We start from the raw sequence: 17,300 nt of genomic DNA, 5'->3' as shown, positions 1-17,300 counted from the left end.
CGGCCGCGCATGGTCGTGGCGGGTCTGCCGATAGGGTGGCCCTCGTGGTGGAGATCGCGAGGGCCGTGCCCGCCGACGCTGGGGAGATCATCACCCTGCAGCGGGCCGCGTACGTGACCGAGGCGCAGCTCTACGGCGACCCGTTCATCGCGCCGCTCGTCGAGTCGCTCGACCAGGTGCGTACGGTGATCGAGACGGCGGTCGTGCTGAAGGCGACCGACGGCGGGCGGCTGGTCGGCGCGGTCCGGGGCCAGATGTCCGGCTCGACCTGCCTGGTGGGCCGTCTCGTGGTCGCGCCCGACCGGCAGGGGCAGGGGATCGGCAGCGCGCTGCTGGCCGCGATGCACGAGGCCGTGCCTGAGGCGGCGGCGTTCGACCTGTTCACGGGGCACCTGTCGGAGGGCAACCTGCGGCTCTACCGGCGTCTGGGCTACCGGGAGACCCAGCGGGAACGGGTGCAGGACCACCTGACGCTGGTCCATCTGCGCCGAATGCCCCAGCCCGCCCGATAGGCTGCGGCACGTGCTGAAAGTTGGGCTCACGGGCGGCATAGGGTCGGGCAAGAGCGAGGTGTCGCGCCGGCTCGCGGCCCGCGGCGCCGTCGTCGTCGACGCGGACAAGATCGCCAGGGAGGTCGTGGAGCCGGGCACGCCGGGGCTCGCGGAGATCGTCGAGGCGTTCGGCGAGGACGTGCTCCGTCCCGACGGCACGCTCGACCGGGAACGGCTCGGCGCGATCGTCTTCGCGGACGCCGAGAAGCTGAAGGTCCTCAACGGGATCGTCCACCCGAAGGTGGGCGAGCGCAGTGAGCGACTCCAGCGAGAGGCCCCGGACGACGCCGTCGTCGTCTACGACGTGCCGCTGCTTGCCGAGAACAACCTGGCCCCCCTGTACGACGTGGTGATCGTCGTGGACACCCCGGACGAGGTGCGGCTGGAGCGTCTGCTGCGGTTTCGCGGCATGCCGGAGGCGGACGCCCGCGCCCGGATCGCCGCCCAGGCCACCCGCGAGGACCGGCTGAGGATCGCCGACATCGTGATCCGCAACGAGGGCTCCCTGGACGACCTGGACGCCCAGGTCGACGAGGTCTGGCACGACCTCAGCGCCCGGGTCTCCCCAGCGAGCTGACCGGACTGCCCGCGCCGGGAACTATCGTTGATCTACAACGTAAAGCCGACGGGCGGTTACAAGCCCCCGCGTGACCCGCGGCGACATGCTCATTCCACCCACGACCTGTAGGCGTCCAGGACGAGGCCGTGGAAGTGGTGCACGCCGTGCTCGGACAGCCCGGAGCCGGACGGGTCGTAGACGATGCGGCCCTGGTCGAAGGCCGGAGTGTTCATGCCCCGCTGGACGCTCTCCACGATGGAGATGTCCTGCTGCTGCAGCACCTCGTCGATGTATCGCACCGCCTCCACCTCGGCGTCCAGGATCTCGGCCGTCTCGAAGTAGAAGTCCCAGGTCTCCAGGGTCCGGTCGGGACCGGCCGGAATGACCTGCAAGACCATGAAGTTGCCGCGGCCGGGGTAGCGCAGCAGACAGGTGTTGGGCCACAGCCACCACACCGCGTGCTGCGTGACCGACGCACCCGCGACGTCGTACGCGGCGTTCTCCTGCTTGCCGGCCTCGGCGAAGTGGCTCGACCAGATGCCGTGGGTCTTCACCTCGTAGGTGTCCATGTCGACGAGGTCGACGAACTCCTTGTGGGCGATATGGCAGTGGTAGCACTCCAGGAAGTTGTCGATGACGTTCTTCCAGTTGGACGCGATGTCGTAGGTCAACCGCTTGGCGTGGGTCAGGCCGGCCACGTCGGGGGCCCACCTGGCGATCTCGGCGGCCAGATCCCCGGCCTGCTCGGCCAGGGGAGCGGCGCCCCGGTCCAGGTTCACGTAGACGAAGCCGCCGAACTCCTCAACCAGCACCTGGTCGAGGCAGATCTCGCTCTTGTCGAAGGTCTCCATCTTGTCGGCGCGACGCGCCGCCTTCAGCTGCCCGTCCAGGCCGTAGGTCCAGGCGTGGTAGGGGCAGACGATGGTGCGCGTGGTGCCGGAGCCGGTGAGCAGCTCGTGGGCTCGGTGCTTGCACACGTTGTAGAACGCGCGCAGCGCTCCGTCACGATCGCGCACGATCGCGATCGGCATGCCGGCCACGGTGGCCGACACGTAGCTGCCGGGTGACGCGAGCTTCTCCACGTGGCAGATCCACTGCCAGGTGCGGGCGAAGATCGCCCGGATGTCGACGTCGAGCCACCGCGGGTCCGTGTACGTCTCGGCCCGCAGTGACATCGATCGTCCTGGGTCCTCGTGGAATCCGGTGCCGACACGGCGTACGTCGTCCATCGTGATTCGTGCCATGGGGGGAGCATACGAGCGCCTGAACGATCGTTCAATATGTCCTGGACGTTCGTTCAGGAACCCTGCCCCGTGGCCGGTCGGCCGGCGAGCGCGATCTCCTCGCAACGGGCGACGCTCCTGCTGATCGAGGCGCGGTCGAGCCCCAGGAGGGCCGTGAGCCACACGCCGTTCTGGATGACGTCGATGTCGGCGGCCCGCTTGTCGCACTCGTCGGCGGACAACTCGGGCCGGGCCGCGCGGATGAGGGCGGCGAGCCCGGCTCGGTAGCGTTTCTGGGCGGCCGTGTTGATGCGCTCGAAGTCCTCGTGGGCCTGGGCGAGCGCCCAGAGCTGAAGCCGCAGGGACAGATACTCGGTCGTCAGGAACTCCGGGTCGGCCACCCGGGTGAGCGCGGCGCGCAGCCGCTCCTCCGGTTCGAGGGCGAGGTCCGGCTCGACCAGCGCGATGTCCTGCTCCTCGATGCGGTGCAGGGCCGCGCGGATCAGGCTCGTCTTGTCCTCGTAGTGGTAGTTCACCAGCCCCAGCGAGACCCCGGCCTCGCGCGCGACGGCACGCATGCTGACCCCGGATATGCCCTGCAGGGACAGCAGCCGAAGCACCGCCTCGAGGATCCGCGCCTGCCGGTCGACCTTCTCGTCGGCATCGACTGCGCGCACGGGCCTCGGGCTCACGTGCACAACCTTAACGCCGTACGGGTCGCCTCCAGCTCCGCGTCCGCGACCACCGCGTCCGTCGAAGGCGTCGGTGGCGTCGGTGGCGTCGGTGGCGTCGGTGGCGTCGGTGGCGGAGGTGTCAGGCGGCGGTGCGTTCGCCGGCGGGGCGGCGGCGCAGGCTTGTCCGCTGGAGAGCCGGGGGCACGAAGGCCTGGTCGAGCGTGCCGACGTCGGTGCCGGGCGGGACGATCTCGTCGATCCGGTCGAGGATGTCGTCGGTGAGCGCGACGTCGACGCCGGCGAGCAGGTCGTCGAGGTGGCTCATCGTGCGCGGCCCGACGATCGCGCTGGTCACGCCGGGATGAGCGATGGCGAATGCCATGGCGAGGTGGGTCAGCGGCAGCCCCGCCTCCTGGGCGAGCGAGATGAACTGCTCGACGGCGTCGAGACGGCGCTCCTCGTTGAGATGTTTGGAGAAGGCGGCGCGGCGGAGTTCGTTCTGCCGGCCCTTGCGGACGCGTCCCGTGAGCAGTCCCTGCCCGAGCGGGCCCCATACCAGCGTTCCCACCCCGTAGCGCTGGGCGACCGGCAGCACCTCGCGTTCGATGCCGCGGTTGAGCAGCGAGTACGGCGGCTGCTCTGTGTGGAACCGTTGCAGGCCGCGCCGCTCGGCGACCCACTGGGCTTCGACGATGTCGGACGCCGGCATCGCGGACGTCCCGATCGCACGGACTTTCCCGCTGTGGATCAGGTCCGAGAGCGCGGAAAGCGTCTCCTCGATGTCCGTGGCGGGGTCCGGCCGGTGGATCTGGTAGAGATCGATGTGGTCGGTCTGCAGGCGGCGCAGCGAGTTCTCGACCGCGGTCATGATCCAGCGCCGTGAGGCGCCCTGCTGATTGGGGTCATCGCCCATCGGGCGGCTCACCTTGGTCGCGAGGACGACGTCGTCCCGTCGTCCCTTCAGCGCCTTGCCGACGATCTCTTCGGAGTCGCCGTAGGCGTCGGCGGTGTCGACGAGGTTGATTCCCGCGTCCAGCGCCTTGTGGATGATGCGGGCCGAGTCGTCGTGATCGGGGTTGCCGATGGACGTGGCGAACATCAATGCGCCGAGCGCGTAGGGGCTGACCTTGATACCGGTCCGGCCGAGCGTGCGGTACTGCATGCGAAATCTTCCCTTTCCGCAAAAGGATCCGAATCGTGAATGGCGGAGGTACGTGCGGATGCCGCATGTGGCATGCGACACCTCTGCGGTGCTCGTCTCGCCGCGTCTGCGGGGCGCCGGCGGTCCGGCGAGCCGGCTTCCAGCGTGCGGCGGTGCGGGCGCCGGCGGGAGAGACGTCCTTATCCGGGGACGGGCGGTCCCTGGCTGCGTCCGGCGTCCCGGGGCATGGTGGGGGTGTGGACAGAACCGAGCTGGCCGACTTCCTGCGCCGCTCCCGTGCCCGGCTCACCCCTTCCGACGTGGGGTTGTCGCAGGGCGCGCGGCGGCGCACCCCGGGACTGCGCCGCGAGGAGGTGGCGCAGCTGGCGGGCATGTCCACCGACCACTACACCCGGCTGGAGCAGGCCAGGGGCTCGCGCCCGTCGCGCCAGATGCTCGCCGCCGTCGCCCGCGCGCTGCGGCTGACCGGCGACGGACGGGACCACCTCTTCCATCTGGCCGGCGAGGAGCCGCCGCGGGACCGGCCGACCACGGAGCATGTCCGCCCCGGCCTGCTGCTCGTCCTCGACCGGCTGATCGACACCCCCGCCCGGGTGGTGAGCGACCGCGGCGACGTCCTCGCGCAGAACGCGATGGACAAAGCACTTCACGGTGACACGTCCGCCTGCCCCGAGGCGGAGCACAACGTCGTCTGGCGCTACTTCACCGACCCGTCCGCGCGGGAACTCTTCCCGGCGGAGGACCGTGACCGCGCCGCCCGCACGGCGGTGGCGGATCTGCGCGCCACATTCGCCCGCCGCCCGGACGACGCGCGGCTGGCAGGGCTCGTACGCCGGCTCCGTGCCCGCAGCGAGGAGTTCTCGGCGCTGTGGGACACCCACGACGTCGCCGTGCGCCGCGCCGACGTCAAGCGCTTCCTGCATCCGGTCGTCGGCCTGCTGGAGCTGGACTGCGAGGTGCTGCTGAGCCCGGAGCAGGACCAGCGGCTGGTCGTCTACACCGCCCGCCCGGGCAGTGAGTCCTACGAGCGGCTGGAGTTGCTGCGCGTGGTCGGCCTCCAGGGCCTGACCCGCGGCTGAACCGCTGAGCCCGGGGCCGGCCGGTGCCCGTGAACCCGAGGGGACCGCGTCTTGACGCGCATCGGCTAATGGCATTAGCCTTTCAGCTATGACGTTGAGCCTGGAGGGCGACATGACCGAGTTCCTGAAGATCGGTGAGGGTGAGATCGCGTACGACGTGACGGGGGAGGGCCCGCTGGTCGTGATGGTCCCCGGCATGGGGATCACCCGGAACACCTACCGATTCCTCGCCCCGGCGCTGGCCGCCGCCGGGTATCGCGTGGCGACCACGGACCTGCGCGGGCACGGCGAGTCGAGCCTCGGCTGGGACTCCTACACCCGCACCGACACCGCGCACGACATCGCCGCGTTGATCGAGCACCTGGGCGGGCCGGCCGTCGTTGTGGGGCACTCGTTCGCCGGCGGGGCGGCCACCATCGCGGCGGCACAGCGGCCCGACCTGGTCAGCGCCCTCGTGGAGATCGGTCCCTTCACCCGGCCGCAGAAGCCCGACCTGGGCGGCCTGCTGCGCAACGGCCACCACCGCAGGGGCATGACGCGGCTCATGGGCGCGGGGCTCTTCCGCAGCGTCGGGTTGTGGAAGAGCTACCTCGATCACGCCTACCCGGGCGTCAAGCCCGCGGACTGGGCCGGCTACCTGTCCGCCCTCGACGAGGATCTGCGCAGGCCGGGCCGGATGGGCGTGGTCAGCACGATGGGCATGTCCGCGCCCACGGACGCCGGCGCCCACCTCGGCGGCATCCGCTGTCCCGCCCTGGTCGTCATGGGCACCCGCGACCCCGACTGGGCCGACCCGCGGGCCGAGGCGGACGGGATCGTCGCCGGCATGCCGTCCGGGCTCGGCGAGGTGGTGATGATCGAGGGCGCCGGGCATTACCCGCACGCGCAGTACCCCGCCGAGGTGGCCGCCGCGATGCTCGCGTTCCTGAAGGAACGGACGCGTGCCTAGGGCGGCGCTGTCCCGGGACGCCGTCGTCGGCCTCGCGCTGCGAATCGTGGACGAGGAGGGCCCCGGCGCGCTCACCTTGTCCGCGGTCGCCGGCCGGGCGGGCGTCGCCACGCCCTCCCTCTACAAGCACGTACGCAACCTCGCCGAGCTGCGCGTCCTGGTGTCCGGGCGGGTGCTGGGCGAGCTGACGGAGGTCGCGAGCGAGGCGGTGCTCGGCCGGTCGGGCGACGAGGCGCTGCGCGCCCTGATGGACGGCTGGCGCTCCTACGCCGCCCGGCATCCGCACCGCTACTCGGCGCTGATCCAGGCGCCGCGGCCCGAGACGGCCGAGGCGGGAGACCGGCTCGTCGGCATCATGATCGCCGCGCTGCGGGCGTACGGGCTGGAGGGCCCGGCCGCGATCCACGCGGTCCGCTGCCTGCGCGCCGCGATGCACGGCTTCGCCGTCCTGGAGGCGGCGGGCGCGTTCCAGCTCGCCGAGAACCTCGACGAGAGCCACGCCCTGCTGGCCCACATGGTCGTCTCCGGGCTCCGCAGGGCACCCGAGGCCTAGAACGGCTCGTCGAGGGCCAGCCGCCTGACCTCGGGCAGGTATTCGTCCAGCTCTCCGGGCTCGAACCGGCACATGCCGATCACGTACCAGAACTGGCCCGTCACGTCGCCTTCCAGCTTGTACAGCCCGCCGGGCGAGAACGCGGCCCATCCCTCCGGCAGGCCGAGCAGCGTGGCGCGGCGTTCGCGCCGGGGGACGTCCCACAGGATCACGACGCCGTCGTCCCCCGCGCTGGCGAGCAGGTCGCCGGAGGGGTGGAACGCGACCGACCAGATGCGGCGGCCGTGACCGGCGAGGGCGCCGACGCGCGCGCCGGAGGCCGGGTCCCACAGGTGGACGGCGAGGTCGTCCCCGGCGGTGGCCAGCAGGTCGCCCGACGGGCTGAAGGCGGCCGTCCACAGCCGCCCGCCGCCGGCGAGGACGTGCAGGCACTCGCCGGAGGCGACCTCCCACAGGCGGGCGGTGCCGTCGTTGCTCGCGCTCGCCAGCAGGTCGCCCGACGGGGAGAAGGCCACCGCGTAGACCCGGTCGTCGTGGCCGCTCAGCGTCGCCGTCCACTGGCCGGTCGACACGTCCCACAGCCGCACGTTGCGGTCGTCGCAGCCGGTGGCCACGAGCCTGCCGTCGGGGCTGAAGGCGATCGACCTGACGCGCCCCCGGTGCCCGGCGAGGTTGGCGACCTGCCGGCCGGAGGGGCGATACCACAGCCGGACGCTGTCGTCGTCGTTCGCGGTGGCCAGCAGTTGCCCGTCGGGACTGAACGCCTCGGCCCACACATGGTCGGTCTCCACGTTGAGCTCGCGCTCGTACGTGCCCGCCACCGGGTTCCACAGGTAGACGCCGCCGTCGTTGCTCGCGGTCGCCAGCAGCGGACCGGCCGGGCTGAAGACGGCCGACACGAGCCGGTCGGCCGCCCCGGTGAGGGAACGCAGGCGGCGGCCCGTGAGCGGGTCCCACAGGCGTACGTAGCCGTCGTTGCCGCAGGCGGCGAGCATCCCGCCGTCGGCGGAGAAGCGGACCGACGTGATGCGGCGGCCGTGGCCGCGCAGCGTCTGGACGCACTGACCGGTGTGGGGGTCCCACAGGCGGGCGGTGCCGTCGTTGCTGGAGGTGGCGAGCTGCCGGCCGTCGGGGCGGAACGCGAACGGCCACACCGAGCCCCGGTGCCCGGTCAGCTCCGCACGCGACTGCCCGGTGCGGTGGTCCCAGATCCGTACGACCCCGTCGCTGTCGCCGGTCGCCAGCAACGCGCCGGTGGGGTCGAACTGGACCTGGTAGACGGCGCCGAGGTGCCCGGGCAGGCTGCCGGCGGCCTCGCCCGTGGCCGGGTCCCACAGCCGTACGGCTCCCTCCGTGTCGCCGGAGGCGAGCAGCCGGCCCTCCGGATGGAAGGCGAGGGAGTAGATCCGGCCGGGGTGACCGGTCAGCTCGTGCAGCGGGAGGCCGGTGCGGGGGTCCCAGATGCGCAGCACGCCCTGGCCGTCCCCGGCGGCCAGGCGGGTGCCGTCGGGGCTGAGGACCAGGCGGTAGACGGCTCCGCTGTGGCCGTGGAGGTGGTGGCGCACCCGCCCGGTGGCGAGGTCCCACACGCGGATCGCCCCCGCGCTGTCGCCGGTCACCAGCAGCCCCGGCAGGAACACGGCCGTGTAGATCGGTGCGGTGTGGCCCGGCAGCTCCCACGCGAGTTCCCCGGACGCCCAGACCCGCATGATCCCGTCCGCGCCGCCGGCCGCGATCAGGTCGCCCGAGGTCACCACGGGCCACACGCCCTCGGGATGGCCGTGCAGGACGTGCGACGGCTCTCCGGTGGCCGGATCCCACACCCGGACGGTCCCGTCGCTCGCGCCGGTCACCAGCCCGGTCTCGCCGTAGGCGACCTTGTAGACGCGGCCACGGTGGCCCTGCAGGGTGCGCAGGGCGGCCCCGGTGACGCTGTCGCAGACCAGGACGCCGCCGTCCTCCCCGCCCAGGGCGAGCACGCCGCCGGCGGGGTCGTAGGCGACCGGTTCGGGCAGGCGGCTGCTCTCGAAGTGGTAGCCGTACGGCACGCCGACGACGGCGGGGGCCAGCTCGGCGCCGACCCGCCCGCCGTCCGTGCCGGGGACGCCGGGTGCCACGGCCGCGCCGCGCAGCTCCGGCGCTCCCCGGGGGACGCCGGTGACGTCGATGAGCGCGGCCCGGTCCCAGCGGCTGCCCTCGACGGCGACGTCCCGCAGGTCGGCGCGGGCGAGCCGGGCCCGGGTGAGGTCGGCGCCGCGCAGGTCGGCGCCCACCAGCACGGCCTCGTCCAGGCGCGCCCCGGCCAGCCGGGCGTCCCTGAGCACCGCGTGGGAGAGGTCGGCCCCGACGAGCCGGGTGTCGGTCAGGTCGGCGCCGGTGAGGTCCACGCCCTGCAACTCGCGATACGACAGGTCCTCGCCGCTGAGCCGGGCTCCGCGCAGGTCGGTCCTGGCCGAGGTGCGCAGCCGGGTGGTCACCTTGATGGCGTTGGCCCGCGCGACGTCGCCGGCGCCGGGGGAGGCGAGCGTGCGGGCCGCCCACGCCTGCAGCCGCGAGGCGTCGGCGAGGTCGCACAGGAAGTCGACGGCCAGCGCCGACAACGGCCGCAGGCCGAGCCCCGGCGCGTGCCCGGTGCCGAGCGACCCCGCGAGGTGCCGGGCCACCAGCCACTCCACGACCGAGGCGTGGATGAACCCGAACAACCCCTCGTCCGTGCGGACCAGCAGGCTGCCGGCTCCGACGGCGTGCGCGGCCTGCTCGGGCGTCAGCCGCGAGGCGCCCTGCCCTTCTGCGACTCCGGCGCCGTCCGCGCCGGCCGGGCCTGTGCGCTCCGCCTGCTCGGAACCGGTCCCCGGTCCGTACGGCACGCGGCCCTGTGCGTCGGCGGCCAGGCCGGTGAGCGTGTCGGCGGCCTCGGCCAGCTCCGCCGGCCGCAGGTAGGTCTCGCCGGTCTCCCACAGCCGCAGCGCGAGAGCGGTCGCGGCCCGCCACAGCTCCTCGCGGGTCAGCCCGCCGGGGGCACCGGCCACGCCGCGTACGCGCTCCTCCTCGAAGGCCAGCCACGTGTCGAGGATCTCCTGGTAGAGACCGGCGGCGCTGATCGCCTCCCCGGCCTGGGCGACGGCGCGCAGCCGTTCGGCGGGCAGGTCGGCGATGAAGCTGAGCATGCGGGGGTTGTGCGCCAGGCCGAGCAGGTCGCCGATGCCGGTGAGCAGGGCCATCCGGTCGCCGGCCGCCTGCTGGGAGCCGTAGCGGTTGACCAGGTAGGCGCGGATCTGCTCCTCGGTGAACTCCTCGATGCTGAGCACCCGGCGGTTCGGCAGCAGGCCGACCTTCTCCCCGAGCGCGGTCATCACCTGACTGCGGGACTTGAAGTGCTGGGTGCGCCCGGCCACGAGGATCTTCGCCTTGTCCTCCGCCGCGCGCAGCAGGGTGTCGAGGTGGTCGGTCGCCCGCTCGTACGTCACCCGGGTGACCAGCTCGTCGAAGCCGTCGAACAGCAGCACGATGCGGCCCTGGCGCAGCATGTAGTGGAACGCCTTGAGGTCGATCAGCTCCTCGCCGTGGTTGGCGAGGTGCGCCGCGACCAGCCCGGCGACCGAGTGCGCCTTGTCGAGGGCGCGCAGCTCGATGAGGATCGGCGTGAGGTGCGGCAGCTCGGCGGGGATGCGCCTGGCCACCTCGCGCAGCGAGAACGTCTTGCCCCGGCCGAAGTCGCCGAGCACGAGCACGAACCGCCCGTGGTCGGCCGCGAGCAGCCGCAGCAGCTCGTCGGTCAGGTCGTCGCGCACCTCGCCGCCGGTCCGGTCGAGCTCCCTGAACCGCTGCGGCACGTACAGCTCGGGCGGGTAGCGGCGGTCGCCGCGCAGTCTGGCCGTCTGCCCGGCCACGTAGGACGAGAGGTCGAGCAGGCCCTGGAACTCGGTGAAGCTGCGCAGCCGCAGCCCGCGCCGCAGCGCGTCGTCGCGTAAGGCCCGGGACGGCTGCGGTCCCTGGTAGACCAGCTCGGCCGCGTGCTCCAGCCCCGCCGCGTGGACGTGACCGAGGAACGCCTCGACCCGCTCCTGGTCCAGCTCCCCGGCGTGCGCGCCGATCAGGACCTGACGGACGAACCCGTCCTCGGGGTGGGTGACGAGCAGGCGCGGCGGGTCGCCCGCGACGCGACGGATCTTGGCCCGCTCGAAGCGGGTCTCGCAGACCTCGGCGATCCGGTCCAGCAGCAGGTCGGCCGGGCCCGCGGGCTCCTCCGGCTCCCGCGCCTGCGGTTCGGGTGCCGGCACGGCGGGGGTCTGCGGCCGCCAGCCGCGCCAGCCGTACGGCAGGACCTCGGGGTCGCCCAGCTCCGGCCGGTCCCGGGTCCACCGGCGCAGCCCCTCAGGCGTGATCTGGAGGATCTGATGGCGGCCCGGGGCGAGCGCGGGCACGCACGGCAGCCCCTCCAGCTCCCAGACCTCCTCAGGGCCGCCGCGCCGGGCGTCCCGGCCGTGGACGAGCAGGTCGAGCCGGGAGCCGAGCAGCCGCTCCAGGGTGGCGGCGTCGCGCAGGCCGGGACGCGGGGGATGGGCGACGACGCCGATCCGCAGCCATCCCTCGAACGGCCGCAGCCGCTCGGCGAACCACGCCGCCTGGGCCTCGCCGACGAAGCCGTGGTCGTCCTCCTCGCGGTGGCTCATCGCGATCGTGGAGTTGATCCCGGCGACGACCGTGCGCAGCTCGGGCAGCTCGAACAGCGTCCACGGCTGGGCGCTGTCGAAGGCCGGGCCGTCGAGGCCCTGGTAGAGCTCGCCGAAGAGCGTGGAGAAGTGCCGCCACTTCGGCCAGTAGGGCGGCTGCGGGCGCACGTCGTCGGCCTCGCAGGTCGCGAAGTAGGCCCGGCAGGCCGCCTTGGTGACGTCGCGCGGCCCGGGGACGACCACCAGCCGTCCGGGTTCCAGCCCCAGCAGCACGCGCAGTCCGGTGAGGAACGCCAGCGCCTGCTCGCACTCGCGGATGCTGCCCGACTCGGTGAGGTCGCCGGTCACCACCAGGAGGTCGGGCCTGGGCACCCCGGCGTCGGCGAGGCGGGTCAGGTCGGCCCACACGCTCGCCTGCAGCTCGCCCGCGTCGAGCGGCTCGTCCGCCTCGGCCAGGCCGCGCCCGAACCGCGGCCCGGCGACGTGCAGCACGGTCACCGCGGAGGCGCCGCCCGCGCGCTCGGCCGTCGGGAACGCCGGCTCGGCCGCCGGGGTGCGCCGGGCCCGGGGCACCCGTACGGCGGGGGGCGCGGGGTCGGCGGGCGGCTGGAGGGCATGCGCGCCCGGCCCTACGGGGAACCGGGGCGGCTCGGCCGGCTTGGCCCGGCCGGCCAGCGCCTGCCTGATCCGGGTCAGCAGCAGGCGCCGCGCCTCGGCGGGATCGGTCACCCCGAGGAGGTCCACCCAGGTGATCGTGGACAGCAGCCCGTCGAGCGGGCAGTCCTCCAGCCGGACCGTCACGAGCTTGTTGGACGGGTTGCCGGGATCGGCGCGCAGCGCGGCCTGCCATTCGAGCCTGCCGTACCGGGAGCCCAGGTAGTTGCGGGTGAGCACGGCGACGACCAGGTCGGCCTCGCTGACCCCGCGGTCCATGAAGTCGATGAAGTTGGTGCCCGGCACGAAGTCCCACGCCTGCAGCATCGTGCGGTAGCCGGCGGCTTCGAGCTGCCAGGCGATCCACGTCGCCCACCGCTCGTCGGCGGGGGAGTAGCTGACGAAGATCTCGGTTCGCGCGTCCCCCCGCCCCGTGTGCGTCATGGGCCCAGTATCCCCGCTGCCACCGACGGTTTGGAGGGGTTCGATCATCTCGGCGGGCGGCGAGATAGGGTGTGCGCGTGGCGACCGGGCTGCGGCGACTGAGCGTTCTCGACTGGATCAGGTTCGGGCTGCTCGCGGCGGGCCTGGTCTTCGTGGCCACCGGCCTGCTGCCGGCCGAGGAGGCGAGGGACAGCGTCGAACGCATCGCCCCCCTGCTCCTGTTCCTCGGCGCGGTGATCGTGCTGGCGGAGCTGACCAAGGAGGCGCAGGTCTTCGACGTCATCGCGACCCGCATCGCGATCGTCGGCCGGGGGAGCTATGCCGTTCTCTTCCTGCTCTGCACGGCCTTCGCCTCGCTGGTCACGATCGTCTTGAACCTGGACACCACGGCCGTGCTGCTGACGCCGGTCATGCTGGCCCTGGCGCCACGCGCGAAGATCGCGCCGCTGCCGCTCGTGATGACCACGGTCTGGCTGGCCAACACCGCGAGCCTGCTGCTGCCGGTCTCCAACCTCACCAACCTGCTCGCCATGAACCGGGTCGCGCTGACCACGCAGGAGTTCGCCGCGCGGATGTGGGCGCCCCAGGCCGTGTCGATCGCGGTGACGATGGCGTTCCTGTGGGCGTTCTACTGGCGGCGCGGCGAGCGGGGCGAGGACCGCTACGTGCCGCCGCCTCCGGTGCCGGTGGCCGACCGGGTGCTGTTCGGCGTCGCGGGGGTGGCGTGCCTGCTGTTCGTCGCCGCGATCCTGGCGGGCGTGGAGATCGGCGTCGCGGCGCTCGTCGCGGCGGTCGCGGTGGTCGCCGCGTTCGCCTGGCGCGACCGCGCGAAGCTCGTGTGGGGCCTGATCCCCTGGCGGCTGCTGGTCTTCGTGACCGGGCTGTTCCTCGTGGTCCCGACGCTCAGCCGCCTCGGCCTGGCGGACGTGATGCGCGCGCTCGTCGGCGCCGGCGGCGACGGGGACGGCGCCTACCGCGCGGCCGCCGCCGGAGCCGCGCTGTCCAACGTGCTCAACAACCTCCCGGCGTACGTCGCGGGCGAGCAGGTCATCCCGGCGGCCAACCACACGCAGCTGCTGTCGCTGCTCGCGGGCACCAACCTGGGCCCGGTGATCACGCCCTGGGGCTCGCTCGCGACGCTGCTGTGGTTCGAGTGGTGCCGGCGCGGAGACGTGCGGGTGCCGCTGGCCAAGTTCGTCGCCACCGGCGCGGGCCTGGCCGTGACCGGTCTGGCCGCGACGGTGACCGCCCTGATCCTCACCGCCTGAGGCGCCGCCCCGGCCGGGCGGGCCCAACCCTCGCGGATCACGTCCCCGCGTCGTCGTAGCGTCGCCGTGCCCGTTCGACGTGCTCGAGGTTGGCGGCGCCCCACTCGGCGATCTGGGCGAAGAGGGGGGAGAGGGTGCGGCCGAGCTCGCTGATCTCGTATTCGACGCGCGGCGGCACCTCGGGATGGTACGTGCGAACGACCAGGCCGTCGCGCTCCAGTTGGCGCAGGCGCTGGGTGAGCACCTTGGGCGTGATGTTCTCGATGCGCCGCTCCAGCTCGACGAACCGCTGGCGGCCGAAGGCATGGAGCGACCAGAGGATGGGCGAGGTCCACCGGCTGAACACGATGTCGACGACCGGGGAGATCGGGCAGGCCAGCTCGGGGTCGGCGGTGGCATCGGCCGCCGGCCGGCTCGTCTCGGTCGTCATAGGTGGCACCCCTCTGAGGTAGTTACTTTCCTCTAGGTACCTACTATACCGAGGGTGTTAGCGTCGCCGTCATCGCGATGAGCCACAGGGAAAGACGCGGGAGTTGATCATGATTGTGGTGACGGGTGCGACCGGGAACGTCGGTCGGCCGCTGGTGCGGGCCTTGGCGGAGGCCGGGGAGCGGCTGACGGCGGTGTCGAGGGGGACAGCCCCGGTGAACCTGCCGAGGGGGACCAGGCACGTGCGGGCCGACCTGGCCGCGCCGGAGACCCTGCGGCCCGCCCTCGACGGTGCCGAGGCTCTGTTCCTGCACGACGGCGGCACGGGCGGCGTCGGGCTCGACCCGAGAGCCATCCTGGACGTGGCCGGGGCCGCCGGGGTCCGGCGAGTGGTGCTGCTCTCCTCGCAAGGCGTGGTGACCAGGCCGGAGTCGGCGTCGCACGGAGGCGTCATGCGGGCGGCCGAGGAAGCGGTGCGTGAGTCGGGCCTGGCCTGGACGATCCTGCGGCCCGGCGTCTTCGCGTCCAACGCCTACGCCTGGGCGGAGTCGGTACGCGCCGAGCGGACGGTCGCCGCGCCGTTCGGTGACGTCGGGATCCCGGTGATCGATCCGGCGGACATCGCGGAGGTCGCGGCCGTGACCCTGCGCAAGGACGAACACGTGGGTCATGCCTACGAGTTGAACGGGCCGGCGGCCGTCACGCCCCGGCAGCAGGCCGAGGCGATCGGCGCGGCGCTCGGCGAGTCGGTGCGGTTCGTGGAGCTGACCCGGGCCGAGGCGCACGCGTGGATGGCCGCGTCCATACCGGAACCGGCCGTGGAGACCTCGCTGGCCGTCCTCGGCGAGCCCAACGCCGCCGAACTGCGGCTCAGCCCGGGCGTCGAGCACGTGCTGGGCCGGGCGCCCCGCTCGTTCGCCGAGTGGGCCCGCCGCAACGTCGATGCCTTCCGGTGAACCGTGACAAGGTCGCCCCCGAGCTCCGGGCACGGGGCGGCCGGCGGCTATGGGCGCCGGTGAGAACGACACGGCGGAATGTTGTGGGAATCCTCATGCGCCCAACGGAGCGTCTTGGTATGGGATCGATCCGTGACAGATGAACAGAGTCCGCATCGGCGGCGCTTCCCCGCGGCGGACGTCGCCAGGGTCAGCGTCTTCGCCGCGCTGATCGCCGTGCTCGGCATGCCGGGCGCGCTGAACATCTTCGGCGACGCGGTGCCGATCACACTGCAGACACTCGGAGTCATGCTCGCCGGGGCGATCCTCGGCACGTGGCGGTCCCCCCTCGCCGTCGTGGTCCTGCTCGTGCTGGTCGCCGCGGGGCTGCCCCTGCTGGCCGGCGGGCGCGGCGGGCTCGGCGTCTTCACCGGGCCGTCGGCCGGCTTCCTGATCGGCTGGCTTCCCGGCGCCGCCCTGACCGGATGGATCGTCGAGCGCGGCGGACGCACGCCGTCCACGGTGCGACTGGTGACCGCCTGCCTGGCCGGCGGCGTCGGCGTGGTCTACCTGTGCGGCATCCCCGTGCAGGCGCTCGTCACCGGGCTGTCCCTGGGCAAGACCGCGCTGCTCAGCGCCGTCTTCCTGCCCGGCGACCTGGCCAAGGCGGTGCTGGCGTCGATCGTGGCGCGCGGCACCCAGCGGGCCTACCCCGACGCGGTGCCCGCGGTGCACCGCGAGCGGCTGCGGGCAGGGGGGCGGTGACCCGCCCGTGCCGGTAGCCGCGCAGGTCATGCGGCACGCCTCCGCCCGCCCCGGGCGGATCGCGGTGTCCGGCCCCGGAGGCGACCTCAGCTACGCCGAGCTCGCGGCCAGGGCCGGCCGCACCGCCCGCCGTCTGGCCGACGAGGGCATCGGACGCGGCGCGCTCGTCGCGGCCGGCCAGGCCGATCCGGTGGCCCTGCTCGTCGCCGTGCTCGCCGCCGACCTGGCGGGAGCCACGCCGCTGCTGTGCGACCACTCCTGGAGCGAGGAACGGCGGGCCCAGGTCATGGCCGCGGTGCCGGTCGTCGCCCGCTTCGACGCCCCGCTGCCGGAGGCGGACGGGCCGCCCGTACGGCACCGGCCCGCGCCGGGCGACCTCACCTGGGCCTGCTTCAGCTCCGGCAGCACCGGCAGGCCCCGAGCCGTGGTGCGCGGCCGGGCCTCCTGGACCGCGTCGTTCGCCCACCTGGACGCGCTGACCGGGATCGGCCCGGACGACGTCGTGCTGATCCCCGGCCCGCTGGTCTCCTCCCTGTACGGCTTCGCCGCCGTGCACACGCTGGCGGCAGGCGCGACGGCCGTGGTCCCCGGGCGGTGGTCCCCGGGCGGGCTGGCGGAGTGGTTGCGGCGGGTCACCGCGGTCCACGTGGTGCCCCACCGCCTGCCGGCCGTGCTGGACGCACTGGAGAGGGCAGGAGGCCCGCTGCGCACCGCCGTGGTCGGCGGTGCCGCCCTGGACGCCGCCGCCAGGACCCGGGCAGCGGCCGCCGGAGTGCGTGTGGTGTCCTATTACGGCGCCACCGAGCTGTCGTTCGTCGCGGTGGACGCCGACGGCGCCGGGCTGCGGCCGTTCCCCGGCGTCGAGATCGACGTCAGGGTGCCGCCCGGGCAGGCCCTCGGCGAGGTGTGGGTGCGCTCCCCGTGGCTCTGCGAGGGCTACCTGGCCGGTGCGACCGGCCCCCTGCGGCGGGATGACGGCGGCTGGATGACGGTCGGCGACCTGGCGGAGCCGCACCGGCCCGGCGAGGTCCTGCGGCTGCGCGGCCGGGGCGACGGCGCGATCCAGACCGGCGGCGCCACGGTGGTGCCCGAGGACGTCGAGGAGGTGCTGAGGAAGGTGCCGGGAGTGGACGACGTGGTCGTGGTCGGCACGCCGCACCCCTACCTGGGCGCCGTGGTCACCGCGGTCGTCGAGGGCGAGGACGTGGTGAGGGCGGCGCTGGAGGCGGCGGCGCGGGCCGACCTCGACCCGGCGCAGCGGCCCCGGCGCTGGTACGCCGCCGCGTCCCTGCCCCGGACCCCCACAGGGAAGCCGGCCCGCGGCCTCGTCGCCGCCCGTCTCGCCGCCGGCGACGACCCCGGCCTGCGGCGGCTCGCCTGAC

General features: G+C 73.5%; 14 protein-coding genes. 9 read left to right on the top strand and 5 right to left on the bottom strand.

Features of this window, described 5'->3' with window-relative positions:
- Positions 1–44 precede the first annotated feature (44 nt).
- Complete coding sequence (locus ABZ860_RS04645) at positions 45–512, top strand: GNAT family N-acetyltransferase (protein ID WP_357215065.1); 468 nt, start codon at positions 45–47, stop codon at positions 510–512.
- Positions 513–522: 10 nt separating this feature from the next.
- The gene (gene coaE / locus ABZ860_RS04640) at positions 523–1,128 is read left to right on the top strand and encodes a dephospho-CoA kinase (protein WP_357215062.1); all 606 of its coding nucleotides are present in this window, start codon (positions 523–525) and stop codon (positions 1,126–1,128) included.
- Between the two features lie 89 nt (positions 1,129–1,217).
- On the opposite strand, the gene ABZ860_RS04635 is transcribed toward coaE, so the two are convergent.
- The 3 genes from ABZ860_RS04635 to ABZ860_RS04625 all read right to left on the bottom strand — a co-directional run bounded on the left by ABZ860_RS04635 (position 1,218) and on the right by ABZ860_RS04625 (position 4,169).
- Positions 1,218–2,354, bottom strand: coding sequence for a ring-hydroxylating oxygenase subunit alpha (locus ABZ860_RS04635; protein ID WP_357215059.1), 1,137 nt, complete (start codon positions 2,352–2,354; stop codon positions 1,218–1,220).
- Positions 2,355–2,407: 53 nt separating this feature from the next.
- A complete protein-coding gene (locus ABZ860_RS04630) occupies positions 2,408–3,010 on the bottom strand; it encodes a TetR/AcrR family transcriptional regulator (RefSeq protein ID WP_357215056.1) in 603 nt (200 codons plus the stop codon).
- Between the two features lie 136 nt (positions 3,011–3,146).
- The gene (locus ABZ860_RS04625) at positions 3,147–4,169 is read right to left on the bottom strand and encodes an aldo/keto reductase (protein ID WP_357215054.1); all 1,023 of its coding nucleotides are present in this window, start codon (positions 4,167–4,169) and stop codon (positions 3,147–3,149) included.
- A gap of 236 nt (positions 4,170–4,405) precedes the next feature.
- Between ABZ860_RS04625 and ABZ860_RS04620 the strand changes: the two genes are divergently transcribed.
- The 3 genes from ABZ860_RS04620 (at position 4,406) to ABZ860_RS04610 (ending at position 6,750) form a co-directional block, all read left to right on the top strand.
- Positions 4,406–5,248 carry a helix-turn-helix transcriptional regulator gene (locus ABZ860_RS04620; RefSeq protein WP_357215051.1) on the top strand — a complete coding sequence of 281 codons (843 nt, stop codon included), beginning with the start codon at positions 4,406–4,408 and terminating at the stop codon, positions 5,246–5,248.
- 88 nt (positions 5,249–5,336) lie between these two features.
- Positions 5,337–6,197: an alpha/beta hydrolase gene (locus ABZ860_RS04615; protein ID WP_357215048.1), complete on the top strand. Its 861-nt coding sequence runs from the start codon at positions 5,337–5,339 to the stop codon at positions 6,195–6,197.
- Complete coding sequence (locus ABZ860_RS04610; protein WP_357215045.1) at positions 6,190–6,750, top strand: TetR/AcrR family transcriptional regulator; 561 nt, start codon at positions 6,190–6,192, stop codon at positions 6,748–6,750. Before ABZ860_RS04615 ends, ABZ860_RS04610 begins: the two co-directional genes overlap by 8 nt.
- Here ABZ860_RS04610 and ABZ860_RS04605 read toward each other — a convergent pair.
- Positions 6,747–12,521 carry a TIR domain-containing protein gene (locus tag ABZ860_RS04605; RefSeq protein WP_357215042.1) on the bottom strand — a complete coding sequence of 1,925 codons (5,775 nt, stop codon included), beginning with the start codon at positions 12,519–12,521 and terminating at the stop codon, positions 6,747–6,749. The genes ABZ860_RS04610 and ABZ860_RS04605 overlap by 4 nt on opposite strands.
- A 77-nt stretch (positions 12,522–12,598) precedes the next feature.
- On the opposite strand from ABZ860_RS04605, the gene ABZ860_RS04600 reads away from it, so the two are divergent.
- Entirely contained in the window at positions 12,599–13,789 is a 1,191-nt protein-coding gene (locus tag ABZ860_RS04600) for an SLC13 family permease (protein WP_357215039.1), read from the top strand.
- A gap of 37 nt (positions 13,790–13,826) precedes the next feature.
- Here the strand turns inward: ABZ860_RS04600 and ABZ860_RS04595 are convergent, their stop codons facing one another.
- Complete coding sequence (locus ABZ860_RS04595; RefSeq protein ID WP_357215037.1) at positions 13,827–14,219, bottom strand: helix-turn-helix domain-containing protein; 393 nt, start codon at positions 14,217–14,219, stop codon at positions 13,827–13,829.
- Between the two features lie 109 nt (positions 14,220–14,328).
- Here ABZ860_RS04595 and ABZ860_RS04590 point away from each other — a divergent pair, with 109 nt between their 5' ends.
- The 3 genes from ABZ860_RS04590 (at position 14,329) to ABZ860_RS04580 (ending at position 17,299) form a co-directional block, all read left to right on the top strand.
- Positions 14,329–15,174 carry an NAD(P)H-binding protein gene (locus tag ABZ860_RS04590; RefSeq protein ID WP_357215035.1) on the top strand — a complete coding sequence of 282 codons (846 nt, stop codon included), beginning with the start codon at positions 14,329–14,331 and terminating at the stop codon, positions 15,172–15,174.
- Between the two features lie 132 nt (positions 15,175–15,306).
- A complete protein-coding gene (locus tag ABZ860_RS04585) occupies positions 15,307–15,918 on the top strand; it encodes a biotin transporter BioY (RefSeq protein ID WP_357215032.1) in 612 nt (203 codons plus the stop codon).
- A 7-nt stretch (positions 15,919–15,925) separates the two neighbouring features.
- Entirely contained in the window at positions 15,926–17,299 is a 1,374-nt protein-coding gene (locus ABZ860_RS04580; RefSeq protein ID WP_357215030.1) for an AMP-binding protein, read from the top strand.
- Position 17,300: the final 1 nt, after the last annotated feature.

This window comes from Microbispora sp. NPDC046973 (genome assembly GCF_040644495.1).
Classification (GTDB): Bacteria; Actinomycetota; Actinomycetes; order Streptosporangiales; family Streptosporangiaceae; genus Microbispora.
Note: the sequence above shows the minus strand (reverse complement) of the source record. Positions and strands in the feature narration are given on the sequence as shown.